Here is a 14,416-nt window from a genome sequence, read left to right on the forward strand (position 1 = left end):
GTTCGAACCCAGCACGGCTCACCACGTTTCTTCCGTCATCCCCTTCACCCGCGGCGCACAGGCGCTAAGGTGACGGCGATGACCGGTCCCCGTCTTTCGATATTCGCCCGCCTGCCGGTCCCCGGCAAGGTGAAGACGCGCCTCATTCCCGCGCTGGGCGAGGAAGGCGCCGCGCGGCTCTATGCGCGGCTGCTTGCACTCACCGTGGACGTAGCGCGCGAAAGCGGGCTCGCTTTCGAACTGCGCGTGACCGGCGGGGAAGTCGGCGCATTTCGCGGCCTGTTCGGTGATGATGTAGCGGTGGTGGAGCAGGGCGATGGCGATCTCGGCACGCGGATGGCGCGGGTAGAGGCGCCTGCCCTCATCATCGGCAGCGATTGCCCCGGCATCACCGCGCCGCTGCTGCGCGCTGCCGCCGGTGCGCTGGAGGATCGGCGCGTCGTGCTCGGCCCGGCCAATGACGGCGGCTATTATCTGATCGGCTTTCGCGAGCCCGTGGCGTTCCTGTTCGAGGATATGGAATGGAGCACGCCCAAGGTGCTGCCCGAAACGCTCGCCCGGCTGGCGGTGCGCGGCCATGGCCCGGCGATCCTGCCAGAACTGGCCGATATCGATACCGCCGAAGACTTGGCCCAGTGGCCCGAATTTGAATGAGCGTCACGCTGCTGGTCCCTACGCTGGACGAGGAAAAGGCGCTGCCCGCGCTGATCGCCAGCCTCGGCGCGCTGGGTCCCGCACCGCTGGAAATCATGCTGGTCGATGGCGGCAGCAGCGATGCCACAATAGCCATCGCCGAGGCCGCCGGATGGCGCGTGCTGAGCGCGCCAAGAGGCCGGGCGAAGCAGATCAATCACGGGGTGGAGCAGGCGCAGGGCGAGCTTGTCTGCATCCTCCATGCCGACACTATCCCGCCCGCCGACATGGTTGCGGTGATCGAGAACACTCTCTCCGATCCCGCCATCGCGCTCGCCAGTTTCACGCCGGTGATCGCGGGGCCGCAAGGTGTGCGCTGGGGCACCACGATCCATAATTGGACCAAGACCTGGTACGCCCCGCTCATCACCCGGCCGCATCTGTTCCTGCGCGGGGTGCGGCTGCTGTTCGGCGATCACGCCATGTTCTTCCGCCGCCAGCAATTCCTTGCCGTGGGCGGCTGCACGCCGGGCGATGCGGTTATGGAAGAGGCCGATCTGTGCGTTAAGCTTGCCGCGCTGGGCCGCGTGAAGATGGTCCGCCGCCGCGTCCGAACATCGGACCGCCGGATCGCGGCCTGGGGGCCGCTGAAAGCGAACTGGATCTATTTCAAGGTCGGTATGCTCTGGGCCTTCGGGCTGCGCGGGCGGATGGCGCGCCACTATCCCGACGTGCGCTAGGCGGCGGGCAGGAAGCCCACCGCAATACAGTGATCGATGAGCCGGTGGATATAGGCGGGGCCCGTAGGCGGGCAGCCCCGGCCCGACAGATTGCGGAATTCGGTATCCGAAAAATGCGGATCGCGCTGGAAATAGCTCGCGTAAAGGCCAGCCACGCGCTTGTAGAGCCGCCGCTCCAGCGCCTGTAGCGAGGCCGGATCGAACTCCTCAGGCGTCACCAGCCGGGGTTCGTGGAACTGGGGATAGGACCCGATCGCGCCGGCAAAGGCAGTCACCGGAAGCGGCTGGCCCGAGACGAGGTGATAGGTGCCGCCCGCCGCATCCTCCATCCGCTCGGCGATCAGAACGATCCCTTGCGCCACGTGATCGAGCGGCACGAAATCCAGCGTACCGTCCGCCCGTGCGGGCATCTGCCGGACGCGGCCCTCGGCGATCAGCTTGAACGCGGCATAGGTGGTGTCGAACTGCCGGATCGCGCCGGTTTCGTAATCGCCCACCACGATCGAAGGGCGCGCGATGGCCCAGCGCACGCTGCTAGCGCGCACCAGCCGCTCACCCGCCGCCTTGCTGGCTTCATAGCCATTGGCGAAACCGATTTCGGGCGCGTTTTCCGGCCCATTACCCGGCAGCGCATCGTTCACGCTGATCGTGCCATTGCGGATGCCGCAGACATAGGCGGTCGAGATATGGAGAAAATCCATCTCGCCCGCTTCGGCCAGCGCCAGTGCATGCGCCACGCCGTCCACATTGACAGCGCGGTAATCGTCCTCCGCCAGATCGAAGCGCACGGTCGCGGCGCAATGGATCAGCAAATCGTGCGCCTGCGCGACTTCGGCAAACCGCTCTGCCTCCCAGCCGAAACGGGGCTGGGAAATGTCGCCCGTGAGCGTGTCGATGGCGAGGGCCTGTCCATCATTCCCGCAGATCGTGGGATTGCGGTGCACGAGCCCGGTCACCGCGTGACCGGCTTCGAGCAGGCGCTTGCACAGCTCGCCGCCCAGCAGGCCGGCGGCACCGGTGACGAGGATCCTCAACAGCAGGCGGCGGGCTGGGGCGCGTTATCGCTGCCGCCGGTAAACGGCATGGCAATTCCGCAGTCGGGGAAGACGCCGTAATGGGTCGAGAAATCGCCGAAGAAATCGAAATGCTGGGCAAAGCGCGTGTCGGCCAGCATTTTCCAGCTGTTGCCGCAGATCGGGAACATCCGCCCGGCCTCGATCAGATGGTGGCCGTCGAGTTCGAAGACCCTCTCGCTCCCCGCCGGCGTGCCCTTGTAGCGCACGGCCTGGCCGTAATCTTCGCATTGGGATTCGAGGCCGGGCAGCTTGAACAGGCGATAGGTGGCCGAATGGAAGCCGATACCGTCAAGCTTGGCGGCGATGGCGGGATCGTCGATGCCGAGCGGGCGGCTGGTTACCAGCCGCGGATCGGCAAAACCGGCGGCCTTGGCCAGCGCGATAAAATCGCCCCAGTACAGCGCGCCGGACAGGCATTCGCCATGCAGCACCGGATCGCTTTGCAGGGCAAGGGGGACGCGGCGGTCCGAATAGACGTCGGAGAAATAGAGTTCGCCGCCATCCTTCAGCAGTCGGTGCGCGGCTTCGAAGACCGCGCCCTTGTCCGCCACCAGATTGATGACGCAATTGGATACGATCACGTCGAAATGGTTTTCCGGCAGATCGAGCGCCAGCAGCTTTTCGATATCGCCTTCGATGAACCGCACGTTCGATTGCGCATAGCCGAAGCGGTCGCGGTGCCAGTCCTCGTGTTCGCGCGCGACGGCCAGTTGCTCGGGCGTGGCGTCGACACCGGTGACCGACCCTGTCTCGCCAACCATCTGGGCAAGGATATAGGCATCCTGCCCGCTGCCCGACCCAAGATCGAGGATATGGCACCCTTCGATCGCCTGCGGGGTGACCAGGCCGCAGCCGTAATAGCGGCTGCGCACATCCTCATGCACATTGCGCATGGCGGCGAGCACGGCGGGAGGCGGGGCCTCTGCAGTGCAGCAGGCATCGGTTTTGAGATCGGCGGAAGAGGCAAGCACCTTGCCGTAATAATCCTGCGAATTGGCCAAATTCATGGGGCTTGAAGCCTTTCGAAATGCTGCATGCGGGAAACGCCCTTCGCCTGTCCAGCATAATGGCCTAGGGAGCAAGTGATGAAATTCACTCATGACGTGATCGTGATCGGCGGCGGTGCTGCCGGTCTGACTGCTGCGGGCGGCTGCGCGCTGTTCGGGCTCGATGTCGCGCTGATCGAAGCGCGCAAGATGGGCGGGGAGTGCCTCAACGATGGCTGCGTGCCGTCCAAGGCGCTGATCGCAGCCGCCGCGCGCGCGGCAGAGGCGCGGATATCCACGCGCCACGGCGTCACGCTGGCCCCGCCGCAGGTGGAATGGCGCGGGGTGCACCGGCACATCCACGATGCCATCGCCGCCATCGCTCCGCACGACAGCGAAGAGCGGTTCGAAGAGATGGGCTGCGAGGTATTTCGCGACTGGGCGCAGGTCACCGGCCCGCAATCGGTGGAAGTGGCCTGGCGTACGCTCACCGCGCCGCGCATCGTGATCGCCACTGGATCGAAACCCGCCATCCCGCCGATCGCCGGACTGGACGAGGTTCCTTACCTCACCAACGAGACGCTGTTCGCGCTGGAGGAATTGCCCGATCATCTGGTGATCGCGGGCGGCGGCGCGATCGGCATGGAAATGGCGCAGGCCTTCCGGCGGCTGGGCAGCGCGGTCACGGTGGTCGAACCGGGGCAGTTGATGGGGCGTGACGATCCCGACAGCGTGGCGGTCGTCCGCGCCGCGCTGGAACGCGAAGGGGTACGCTTCGTCCACGCGACTGCCGACCGGGTCGAGCCGCAGGGCGCGGGCTTCCGGCTGACGGCGGGGGGCGAGACGATCGACGGCACACATCTGCTGATCGCCACCGGGCGGCGCGCGAATTGCACCGGCTTCGGGCTGGAGGAAGTGGGCGTCGCGATGAACGACAATGGCATCGTGGTGGACGATCGCCGCCGCACTTCGGTGAAGGGCATCTATGCGATTGGCGATTGCCGCGACGGGCCGCGGCTGACGCATGTGTCGGGCTATGAAGGCTCTAACGTGGCGCTCGAGATCACGCTGGGCATCCCTGCCAAGGTCGACTGGTCGGCGCTGCCCTGGTGTACCTATACCGCTCCCGAAGTGGCGCAGGTCGGCCTTACCGAAAAGGACGCGCGCAGCCGGTACGGGGACAGGGTCAGGGTGGTGACCGAAAGCTTCCACGACAACGAACGCGCGCTGACCGATGGCGACGATGCGGGCCATCTCAAGCTCGTGCTGAAAGGCCGGAAAGTGCTCGGCGCCAGCTTGGTCGGCAAGCACGCCGGCGAAATGGTCCTGCCGCTTGCCCAGACGATTACGGGCAAAAGCAGCAGTTTCGCGCTCGGTTCGGCCATCGTTCCGTATCCGACCCGGAGCGAGATCTCGAAAGCCGGGGCCTTCAGCGCCTGGGAGCCGACGGTGTTCGGCACGGTTCCGAAGAAATGGGCCGGGCTCGTCGCGCGGATTCGGAGGCGTCTGGCATGAACGATACCCGCAGCAAATCGCGCAATGCGCCGGCCGGACCCTCGCCCTTCGCCGTGGATGCGGCCAGCCTGCCGCGCGAAAAGTTCAGCGATCCCAAGGTCACCGCCAAAGGCGATCCGCGCGCCAGCGTCCCGCTCGCGCGCCTCGATACGCTGTGGCTGAACACGGGCACCTTGTGCAATCTGGCCTGCGCCAGCTGCTATATCGAAAGCAGCCCGACCAATGATGCGCTGGTCTATCTCTCGGTCGCCGATGCGGTGCGCTTCCTCGACGAGGCGCAGGGCATGGGTACGCGCGAGATCGGCTTCACCGGCGGGGAGCCCTTCATGAACCCCGGCATCATCGAGATGCTGGAGGCCGCGCTCGACCGCGGCTTCGCGGTGCTGGTGCTGACCAATGCGATGAAGCCGATGCGGCGGCACGAAGACGAACTGCTCTCCCTGCGCGCGCAGCATGGCGACCGGCTGACATTGCGCGTCAGCCTCGATCACTACAGCAAGGCGGTGCACGAGGCCGAACGCGGGCCGCGCAGCTGGGACGCGGCGATGGACGGGCTGCGCTGGCTGTCGCAGGGCGGCTTCTCCATCGCGGTCGCCGGCCGCCTCCTCCCCGGCGAAGGCGAACACCCCGCCCGCCACCACTACGCCGCCCTCTTCGCCCAGCAAGGCATCGCCCTCGATATGGATGACCTTGGTAAACTTGTGCTCTTCCCCGAGATGGATGCCGACAAGGATATCGCCGAGATCACGACCGCCTGCTGGGACATTCTCGGTAAGTCGCCGAGCGACATCATGTGCAACACCAGCCGGATGGTCGTGCACCGCAAGGGTGTACCCGCACCGCGTGTGGTCGCCTGCACGCTCATCCCGCATGACGACGGGTTCGACCTCGGCGGGACGTTGGCCGAGGCGGATTGCGACGTTCCCCTGAACCATCCCCACTGCGCCCGTTTCTGCGTGCTCGGCGGAGCGAGCTGCTCCGCCTGATTATTATCATGTGCGGGAAGGCTTTCCGCGTCCGCGCGTTGGCGGGGCATGTTCTTCGAAGAAACCTGGCTCGACATCGTCGCCCGCGCGGCAATCCTCTCACTAATCGGCGTCGCCTGGGTGACCGCACTGATCCGCCTGATCGGCCTGCGCACGTTATCCAAGATGACCAATTTCGATTTCGTCGTGACGATCGCGTCAGGCTCGCTTCTCGCAGGGGCAGTTCAGGCGAGCGAGTGGACTGCGTTTACGCAGGCTTTGCTGGCGACGGGTGGTCTGTTTGGCGTTCAGTACCTGATCGCGCGAATCAGACGCAATTCGGAAGCGTTTGAGGAAGCAATTCAGAATGGCCCGATCATGCTTATGTATAACGGTCAGATCGTTGAGGGAGCGCTGGATATTTCCCGTGTCGCCGAGAGCGACCTTTTCGCCAAGCTACGCGAGGCGAACGTGCTGCAATTGAGCCAGGTGAGAGCAGTGGTGCTCGAAACAACCGGCGATATCAGCGTCCTCCACGGAGATACTCTGGAGGACCGGATTATCGAGGGGATCGACAGACCTTGAGGCGTCAGCTTCTGCGTCTGTCCAGCCGCCTTGCGAAGGCAACACCGCCGGTGATTAGGAACGGTACGAGGATAAAGCTCAGCAGAACCTTTGCGATGATCTGTCCGATCAGCAGGTTGCCGATGGGGAATTGTCCGTAGAAGGCCAGCGTGATGAAGATGACCGAATCGATCGCCTGACTGAGCGCCGATGCGATCGCGCCTCGCAGCATCAAAGATACTGTGCCCGTGTTCTCGTCGCTCCCGCGCAGGCGGGCGAAGATCCATACATTGAGCAGCAGGGAAACCAGATACGCAGCTGGGCCAGCTGCCCAGACCCGCCAGATTGTTGCATGAACCCGCTCGAAGGCCGCCAGATCGTCGCCACGACCCCCGGCCATTTCGGGGGAAGCGGGCAGATGCAGCACTAATTGCATCAAAAGTGCTGCGATCAGGAGCGGCAGGAAGCCCCACCACACGATACGATTTGCCAGTTTCTCACCGTACAGCTGTGCAATCGTGCTGGAAATCACCACGAGAAGCAGGAAGGCGAAGATGCCCGATTCGACAGCAAGATTGGTGGGGTAAAGCTGGACCTGCTTGAATGCCAGCACCCCAGCAAGCACCGTCATGCCTCCATAGATCAGAGTGTAGACGAAGAGCCCCAGCGGTGTCGCTGCGGCGTTGATGCGAATTTCGCCATGCTGTTCTGTCATGATGAGAGACGGTGTACTTTCATGTCTGGTGACAGCCGAAGCTGGAATTGCGCCCGTAAATTGACTAGGCAGTGCCGTGCAAGGTAGCGGCCGATTTCATCCGCAACTAGTCCAAGTTGTACCTAGTGCAATGCGAAGGGGTCCGCGTGCCGCCAGTACTGATCAATATTTTCGGGATCGTGGTGATCCTCGCTATCGCTTTTCTCCTCTCCACTGGCAAAAAGCGGATCAAGTTACGCATCGTTGGCGCTGCATTTGCGTTACAGGCGCTGATGGCGTTCCTGGTGCTCGGCACGAGTGGCGGAAGGGCCGTCATACATGCGATGTCCAACGGCGTGGCGGCGCTGCTTTCTTATGCAGATCAGGGAACCCAGTTCCTCTTTGGCGCACCGGAAAACAATCCCTTGTCGAACACCTTCGCCCTCGGCGCCTTGCCGGTAATCATTTTCTTCGCTGCGCTGGTTTCGATCCTCTACTACCTCGGGGTCATGCAGCGCATCGTGCGCTGGGTCGGCGGCGCGATCGGTTGGGTGACTGGGATATCCAAGGTCGAGTCCTTGGGCGCGGCCGCAAACATTTTCGTCGGGCAGTCCGAGAGTCCGCTGGTTGTGAGGCCCTATCTCGCCGCACTGGCCCCGTCACGCCTGTTCACTTTGATGAGCGTGGGCATGGCCGGTGTCGCTGGCACCATTCTGGCGGCATACGCGGGCCTGTTGGGTAACGATTATCTGCCGTTCCTGCTTGCGGCGGCGTTCATGTCTGCGCCCGGCGGAATTCTCATGGCCAAGATCATCATGCCCGACGATGGCGAACCCTCGCCCGAAGCGGAAGGGGAGCTCTCTCTGCCGCGCGGCCGCATCAGTGGCGAAGGCCCGGCTGCCATCACCGAAAGCGAAAAGGCCCATGAAGTGATGGTCGCCGAGACTTTCGAGGACGGGGAAAAGCCTGCCAACGTGATCGAGGCTGCGGCGCAAGGGGCGCAGACAGGCGTGAAGCTCGCTGTCGCGGTAGGCGCAATGGTTCTTGCTTTCGTGGCGCTGGTCGCATTGGCCAATGGCCTGCTCGGATGGGTTGGCAGCCTCTTCGGCTACGATGCTCTAAGCTTCCAGATGGTGCTCGGCTGGGTTTTTGCTCCGGTAATGTACCTTCTTGGCATTCCATGGGATCAGGCAGGTGTCGCGGGCGGCTTGTTCGGTACCAAGATCGTTCTGAACGAATTCGTTGCGTTCATTGATCTTGGCGCTCTTGACGGTGCCGCGCTGAATGACCGCAGTCGTGCGATCATAACTTTCGCTTTGTGCGGCTTTGCGAACTTCAGTTCTATCGCAATTCAGATGGCCGTCACCGGAGGTCTTGCGCCCAATCAGAGGCCCGTCATCGCGAGGCTCGGCCTGCGTGCACTCGCGGCAGGCTCTCTTGCCAATTTGATGAGCGCTGCGCTTGCCGGGTTGTTCTTACCTTATTAGCAGCTCGTTGCCTGACAGCGCCGGTATCCTTTCTGCAGGTGTCGCCGGTGGTGGTGCTAGGCGTGCATAGTCGCGCCTTTGGATTTATCTCGTTAGCGCTCGCCTAGCCGGCGAGCCACTATTGCGCCTATTCGCGGGTGGGACTATCGCGGCGCCATGTCCGATATCGCCAGTGTATCCATTGCTCGCCCGCTCGAAGAAGTCGCCAAGGAAATCGGCCGCAGCTTCGAGGAATATGGCTTCGCGGTCATTCGTGACCACGGCATTCCGCAAGATCTTATCGATCGCGCAGAAGAACTGTCCAAGGCCTTTTTCGCGCTGCCGGACGATGTGAAGAAAGCCTATCAGATCCCGGGAGGCGGGGGCGCGCGTGGCTATACGCCCTTCGGTACCGAGAAGGCGAAGGACGCCCAAGTCCATGACCTCAAAGAGTTCTGGCATGTTGGTCGCGAACTGCCGGAAGGGCATCCGCTCTCGAAATACATGGCCGACAACGTCTGGCCCGAAGAGGTATCGGGCTTTCGCGAGACGTTTAACGAGCTTTACAACGCTTTTGAGGTAGCCGGCGGGCGCGTGCTTGAAGCGATCGCAATCCACCTTGGTTTGCGGCGCGACTTTTTCGCCCCAACGGTCGAAGATGGAAACTCGGTTATGCGCCTTTTACGCTATCCGCCACTGGAAGGCGCCGAGGCTGAAGGCGCCATCCGTGCCGCTGCACATGGCGATATCAATACTATCACCCTGCTGCTCGGTGCAGAAGAAGCGGGTCTCGAATTGCTGACCGCCGATGACGAATGGTTGGCCATCGCCCCGCCTCCCGGCGCGCTGGTGGTGAACATCGGAGACATGCTGGACCGGCTGACCAATCACAAGTTGCGTTCGACGACCCATCGTGTCGTCAACCCGCGCGGGGAAGCTGCGTATCGGGCGCGCTATTCAATGCCGTTCTTCCTTCATTTCCGGCCCGACTACATCATTGAAACTTTGCCGTCCTGCATCGACTCGGAGGATCCGTCCGGCCATCCCGAACCGATATCGAGCCATGACTACCTGATGGAGCGCCTGCGCGAGATCAATCTCGCCTGAGGCTCATGGGGAATCGACTGTCTCGGGAAAGTTTTTAGCGCCTGTGTGCTTTTTGCAACAGGAGTAATGCTTGGAAAACACACGTATTTTTTGGTGGGCCGGTGACGGCGCTCCCGTCCTCCCTGTGGTTGTCTTGACTCTGTCATAAAAGGATAGCTTTGGCGAAACATCGTCAGCCTAGCGGGGCGGCGCATCTCCAGTGCTAACCGAAATATTCCAATCTGAAGAGACGAAGGGGTCTTCTCCGATGAAGTTCAAGTATCTCCTGGCCGCGAGCGCGGTCAGCACAGCCACCGCCATGCTCGCCGTGCCGGCAGCAGCGCAGTCGACCGGATCGGTCGATTTTGATGACAGCAGCGTTATCGTTGTCTCGGGTACGCGCTCGAAAGACGTAGGCGGCGTGGAAATTCCCGACTCGCCCAAGGCTAAGGTGACGCTCGACTCCGAGCTTATCATGCGTCAGGCACCCGGTCAGACCATCAACGACACCTTGAACCTTGTTCCGGGCGTTAGCTTCACCAACAATGATCCGTTTGGTTCGTTGGGTGGCAGCTTCACCATCCGCGGTTTCGGATCCGATCGCATTTCGCAGACCTTCGACGGTCTGCCACTGAACGATTCTGGGAACTACGCGCTTTACACCAACCAGATGATCGATCCCGAAATCATCGGGTCGGCAACGGTGACCCTCGGCTCGACAGACGTCGACAGCCCGACCGCAGCAGCCGCCGGTGGCACGATCAATATTCTTTCGAAGACGCCGGATGATGAATTTGGTGTGTCGACCACTCTCACTTACGGAAACGTTATCGCGCGTGGCGATCCAGGCGATCGGATGATGTATCGCTTTTTCGGTAAGGTCGAGACTGGTGAACTGACGCCTGGCGGACTGAAAGCATATGTCAGCGCTTCGCGCACTGAGAACGACTCGGTTTTCTCGAACTACGGTGGCGTAGACAAGCAGCAGTACAACGCGAAAATTTTCCAGCCGCTTGGCAATGCGGACGATTTCATCTCGCTCGCCGGTCACTACAACGAAAACCGCAACAATTTTAACGGTTCGACGTATCGATACACAGGCGAACCGAGCCCTCTGCAGGATCCTGAAGATCGGTTCTACGAAGTTTCGGACGGTACCCCATGCGCGACCGTCACTGGTACTCCCGGTGTCCAAGATGGTTACAACTCGTGTGGCACGCCATTCGAGCGTCGTTATAATCCCTCTAACACTGGGAACATTCGTGGTGCGTCTCGCTTCACTTTGACTGATGCTCTGACGCTGACTGTAGATCCTAGCTTCCAGTACGTGAAAGCTAATGGTGGAGGCACATCGGTTGGTTTCGAAGGAGCCTCGCCAGATGGTTACACTGGAGGCATCTTTACCACTGACCCGCGTAACCCGAACCGTCCGGACCGTGGAACCACATATTATTACTTCGGCGGTGTCGATCTCAACGGCGACGGGGACACACTCGATTACGTGAACGTGCTTTCCCCCAGCCATACTCGGACAAATCGGTATGGCGTGATTGCAAACCTTATTTATGAGATCAATCCCGATCATCGAGTGCGTTTGGCGTACACGCTTGATCACGCTCGTCATCGTCAGACGGGCACCGCAGGCTCGCTCTTAGGCAATGGTGAACCGGTCGATATCTATCCTGTTAACGATCCGCTGCTTGATGCGAATGGAGTAGCTCCTCAGAAGCGCAACCGAAAGTCTTTCGCAATTCTGCATCAGGCTGCTGCGCAGTACCGTGGTGAATTCGGTGGTCTTACCGCAGAACTGGGCCTTCGTGTTCCCTTCTTCGAACGTGAACTTAACCAATATTGTGTGACCACTGATCCTTCTGGAAATGTCAACTGTATCAACGGTTCGGAAGACATTGCAGAGTATGTAGCTGCGAATGGGGGTGCTGTTGCACCGGTTTCCGCGAATTACAATTATGATGCCGTATTGCCCAACGTGGGTCTTACTTACGAGGTAGCTTCCGGCGCTAGCGTCTTTGCGAGCTATGCGAAGAACCTTTCTGTTCCAGGCACTGACGCTTTGTACGGCTCGCTCTATACCGGAATTGCTCCGGAGCCCGAAACTTCTCACTCTGTCGACGTAGGCGTGCGCTATCAAACCCAAACGGTTCAGGCCCAGTTGACCGGTTGGTTCAACCGGTACAATAACCGACTAGCTTCCGCTTATGATCCGGTGGCCGACCGTACCATCACCCGTAACCTCGGTAAGGTCGATAAATACGGTGTGGATGGCAGCATCGCTTGGAAGCCAAGTGAACCTGTTCTCTTCTATGTCTTCGGCTCTTATTTGAAATCCGATATCGAAGAGGACGTACAGATTGGAGCTAACAGCTTTGCCGCCACCGGAGGCAAGCGCGAAGCCGGTGCGCCGAAGTTTACCGTAGGCGCCCGCACTCAGTTCGATCTCGGTCCTGTCGAGTTCGGTGCTCAGGTGAAGCGGACGGGATCTCGTTACCTGAACGATATCAACACCATCGAATTGCCCGGCTACACCGTAGCTGACATCGATGCTCGTCTATCGCTCGGCTACTTCGATGAAGATCTCGACGAGGCATACTTCCAGCTCAACGTGATGAACCTGTTCGACGAAGTTTATATCGGTTCGGCACCAACCGGACTTACGACTTCGGGAGAATTCGTGAATATCGGTGCGCCGCGGGCATTCACCGCGTCGCTGGTGTGGGGCTTCTGATAAGGCTTCTACACCCTTCAGAATCGAAAAAGGGCGGTCTCTGGGCCGCCCTTTTTTGTTGAGCGATCTGTGACCCGTAGTTTGCTCTCTCACGGGCGGAACGCTCAGCACTGTTGGCCCGTTACTGCGCCTATGAGCGACCAAGCCTCCCGGTTTAGCAGTAAGAGGTCGAGACCCAATCCATGGGTCATCGCACTTATCATCATCCTGCATATCGCCGTCTTCTATTTCCTGGTTCGCAGCTTTGCCCCTAATGCGACGGCACAGGTGGAGAGGTCCGTGGTCGCTGCATTTACCGTCACTGTCACTGCCCCGGAGGAAGAGCCGCCGGTGGTGGAGCCGGAACCTGATGAGGGGGCTCAAGGCGACCCAGGGGAAGAAGCGGTTCCGGAGCCGGTGACTGCCCCCAAACCAACGGTCAGGGTAAGGGAGAACAAGCCGGTTCCACGTGCGTCTTCCACCGGGACAGCCCAAAGTTCGGGTGCAACTGAGGCTGGTGATGGCACGGGAGCCGCAGGCTCAGGTTCAGGGACAGGCGCTGGTAGGGGCGGCGGTGGACAGGGCGGTATCGCGGCAACCAAACCAGAACTGGTTCAAAGCATCTCCGATTCGAGTGCATTTCCTATCCCGCCTGGTGGACGCGATGCGCGGATCGGCAAATCGGTGATCGTACGCTTGTCGGTGTCCGCCGCAGGACGGGTGACGTCGTGTTCTATTTATCGGGCTAGCCCTTTTCCTGAAACGGACGCTCGGGTGTGCGAGTTGTCCTACCAGCAGATCAGGTTCGAGCCTGCGCGGGATGCCCAAGGCAATCCAGTCGCATCCACATTCCTCTACCAGCAACGGTTCTTTAACTGACAATCTTGGCTCGGGAAGCTAAGCACATTCTATGTTGAAGGTGCATGTCACATGATCCAGCCTGTCATCTTGTGCGGTGGGTCTGGAAAGCGCCTGTGGCCCGTAAGCCGACCTCACATGCCAAAGCCCTTTCTAAAGCTGTTTGGAGAGCGCACGCTCTTTCAGCAAGCCATCGATCGGGTGGCCCACCCCAAGTTTCTCAAGCCCTTGGTAGTTTGCGGGAAAAACCACGAGGATATTGCGCGCGAACAGGCTGGTTCTTGCCTGCTCGCGGTTGAGCCGGTGCCTCGCAACACGGCAACTGCGATAGCTTTGGCTGCGACGCTAGCAAAAGCCGATGACATCCTCCTAGTGTGCCCTGCCGATCATCTCATAGGTGACGGCGAGCTTTTCGTTAAGGCCGTGTCCGAAGCTGCGCAGCTTGCGAAAAGGGGGTTGCTAGCGTGTCTTGGTATCACACCGAGACGCGCGGAACCCGGCTTTGGTTATATTACCTTGGGCGATGCTCTCGACCCTGGTTACAGCATTTCGCGTTTTTGGGAGAAGCCTGATGCTGGACAGGCTGCGACGCTAATCGCGCAGTCCGATGTGGTGTGGAATGCAGGTATTTTCGTATTCCGCGCCGGGGATTTCCTGCGTGAGTTCGCACAGTTGCGTCCGGTCTCTGCTGAATTGGTTAGCCGATCGGTAGAGTGCGGGAAAGAACTTGAGGGCGGGTTTTATCCTTCCGCAGAACTCTACGATGACATCGTCGGGGAAAGTGTCGATTTTGCCGTTTTCGAGAACACCGCAAATGCTGCTGTCGTGACCACTGAGATGGAGTGGTCGGATGTCGGTAATTGGCGCGCACTCATGGATGCTCGGCCTTCAGATCGACAAGGCAATGTTGCCGACGCATCTGCGCGAATGGCGGATTGCAAAAACGTACTGATACACTCCGACGGTCCACGAGTTTCCGCGATTGGGCTAGAGAACGTAGTCATCGTGGTGGATGGAGACGAAATTTTGATCATGGCCCGGGATCACGCCCAAAAGTTGAACGAATATCTTGAAAGCGATCTTCCTTGAGCGGAGGGAGGCTTCGTGCGTC

General features: G+C 60.7%; 13 protein-coding genes. 10 read left to right on the plus strand and 3 right to left on the minus strand.

Annotated elements, in window-relative coordinates:
* Positions 1–78: 78 nt before the first annotated feature.
* Both ACI2I1_RS13995 and ACI2I1_RS14000 read left to right on the plus strand, forming a co-directional pair.
* Positions 79–654 (plus strand): TIGR04282 family arsenosugar biosynthesis glycosyltransferase, encoded by a 576-nt coding sequence (locus tag ACI2I1_RS13995; RefSeq protein WP_224813036.1) that lies wholly within the window; start codon positions 79–81, stop codon positions 652–654.
* On the plus strand, positions 651–1,373 hold the full coding sequence (locus ACI2I1_RS14000) for a glycosyltransferase (protein WP_404679591.1): 723 nt from the start codon (positions 651–653) through the stop codon (positions 1,371–1,373). Before ACI2I1_RS13995 ends, ACI2I1_RS14000 begins: the two co-directional genes overlap by 4 nt.
* Here ACI2I1_RS14000 and ACI2I1_RS14005 read toward each other — a convergent pair.
* Complete coding sequence (locus ACI2I1_RS14005) at positions 1,370–2,407, minus strand: SDR family oxidoreductase (protein WP_404679592.1); 1,038 nt, start codon at positions 2,405–2,407, stop codon at positions 1,370–1,372. The genes ACI2I1_RS14000 and ACI2I1_RS14005 overlap by 4 nt on opposite strands.
* Complete coding sequence (locus ACI2I1_RS14010) at positions 2,404–3,456, minus strand: methyltransferase domain-containing protein (RefSeq protein ID WP_404679593.1); 1,053 nt, start codon at positions 3,454–3,456, stop codon at positions 2,404–2,406. The genes ACI2I1_RS14005 and ACI2I1_RS14010 overlap by 4 nt, the downstream gene beginning before the upstream one ends.
* Before the next feature lie 78 nt (positions 3,457–3,534).
* On the opposite strand from ACI2I1_RS14010, the gene ACI2I1_RS14015 reads away from it, so the two are divergent.
* The 3 genes from ACI2I1_RS14015 to ACI2I1_RS14025 are packed head-to-tail and all read left to right on the plus strand — an operon-like array spanning position 3,535 to position 6,500.
* Positions 3,535–4,950: a dihydrolipoyl dehydrogenase family protein gene (locus ACI2I1_RS14015; RefSeq protein WP_404679594.1), complete on the plus strand. Its 1,416-nt coding sequence runs from the start codon at positions 3,535–3,537 to the stop codon at positions 4,948–4,950.
* A complete protein-coding gene (locus ACI2I1_RS14020; RefSeq protein ID WP_404679595.1) occupies positions 4,947–5,936 on the plus strand; it encodes a radical SAM protein in 990 nt (329 codons plus the stop codon). The genes ACI2I1_RS14015 and ACI2I1_RS14020 overlap by 4 nt, the downstream gene beginning before the upstream one ends.
* Positions 5,937–5,984: 48 nt before the next feature.
* Positions 5,985–6,500 carry a DUF421 domain-containing protein gene (locus ACI2I1_RS14025; protein WP_404679596.1) on the plus strand — a complete coding sequence of 172 codons (516 nt, stop codon included), beginning with the start codon at positions 5,985–5,987 and terminating at the stop codon, positions 6,498–6,500.
* Between the two features lie 4 nt (positions 6,501–6,504).
* On the opposite strand, the gene ACI2I1_RS14030 is transcribed toward ACI2I1_RS14025, so the two are convergent.
* Positions 6,505–7,194 carry a queuosine precursor transporter gene (locus tag ACI2I1_RS14030; protein ID WP_404679597.1) on the minus strand — a complete coding sequence of 230 codons (690 nt, stop codon included), beginning with the start codon at positions 7,192–7,194 and terminating at the stop codon, positions 6,505–6,507.
* A 146-nt stretch (positions 7,195–7,340) separates the two neighbouring features.
* On the opposite strand from ACI2I1_RS14030, the gene ACI2I1_RS14035 reads away from it, so the two are divergent.
* The 5 genes from ACI2I1_RS14035 (at position 7,341) to ACI2I1_RS14055 (ending at position 14,394) form a co-directional block, all read left to right on the plus strand.
* Entirely contained in the window at positions 7,341–8,660 is a 1,320-nt protein-coding gene (locus ACI2I1_RS14035) for a NupC/NupG family nucleoside CNT transporter (RefSeq protein WP_404679598.1), read from the plus strand.
* A gap of 156 nt (positions 8,661–8,816) precedes the next feature.
* Positions 8,817–9,746 (plus strand): isopenicillin N synthase family dioxygenase, encoded by a 930-nt coding sequence (locus ACI2I1_RS14040; RefSeq protein WP_404679599.1) that lies wholly within the window; start codon positions 8,817–8,819, stop codon positions 9,744–9,746.
* A gap of 247 nt (positions 9,747–9,993) precedes the next feature.
* On the plus strand, positions 9,994–12,468 hold the full coding sequence (locus tag ACI2I1_RS14045) for a TonB-dependent receptor (protein ID WP_404679600.1): 2,475 nt from the start codon (positions 9,994–9,996) through the stop codon (positions 12,466–12,468).
* Between the two features lie 132 nt (positions 12,469–12,600).
* A complete protein-coding gene (locus tag ACI2I1_RS14050; RefSeq protein WP_404679601.1) occupies positions 12,601–13,326 on the plus strand; it encodes a TonB family protein in 726 nt (241 codons plus the stop codon).
* Positions 13,327–13,377: 51 nt separating this feature from the next.
* Positions 13,378–14,394 carry a mannose-1-phosphate guanylyltransferase gene (locus ACI2I1_RS14055; protein ID WP_404679602.1) on the plus strand — a complete coding sequence of 339 codons (1,017 nt, stop codon included), beginning with the start codon at positions 13,378–13,380 and terminating at the stop codon, positions 14,392–14,394.
* The last annotated feature ends 22 nt before the right edge of the window (positions 14,395–14,416 follow it).

The organism is Qipengyuania sp. NPDC077563 (assembly GCF_044901345.1).
Classification (GTDB): domain Bacteria; phylum Pseudomonadota; class Alphaproteobacteria; order Sphingomonadales; family Sphingomonadaceae; genus Qipengyuania; species Qipengyuania aestuarii.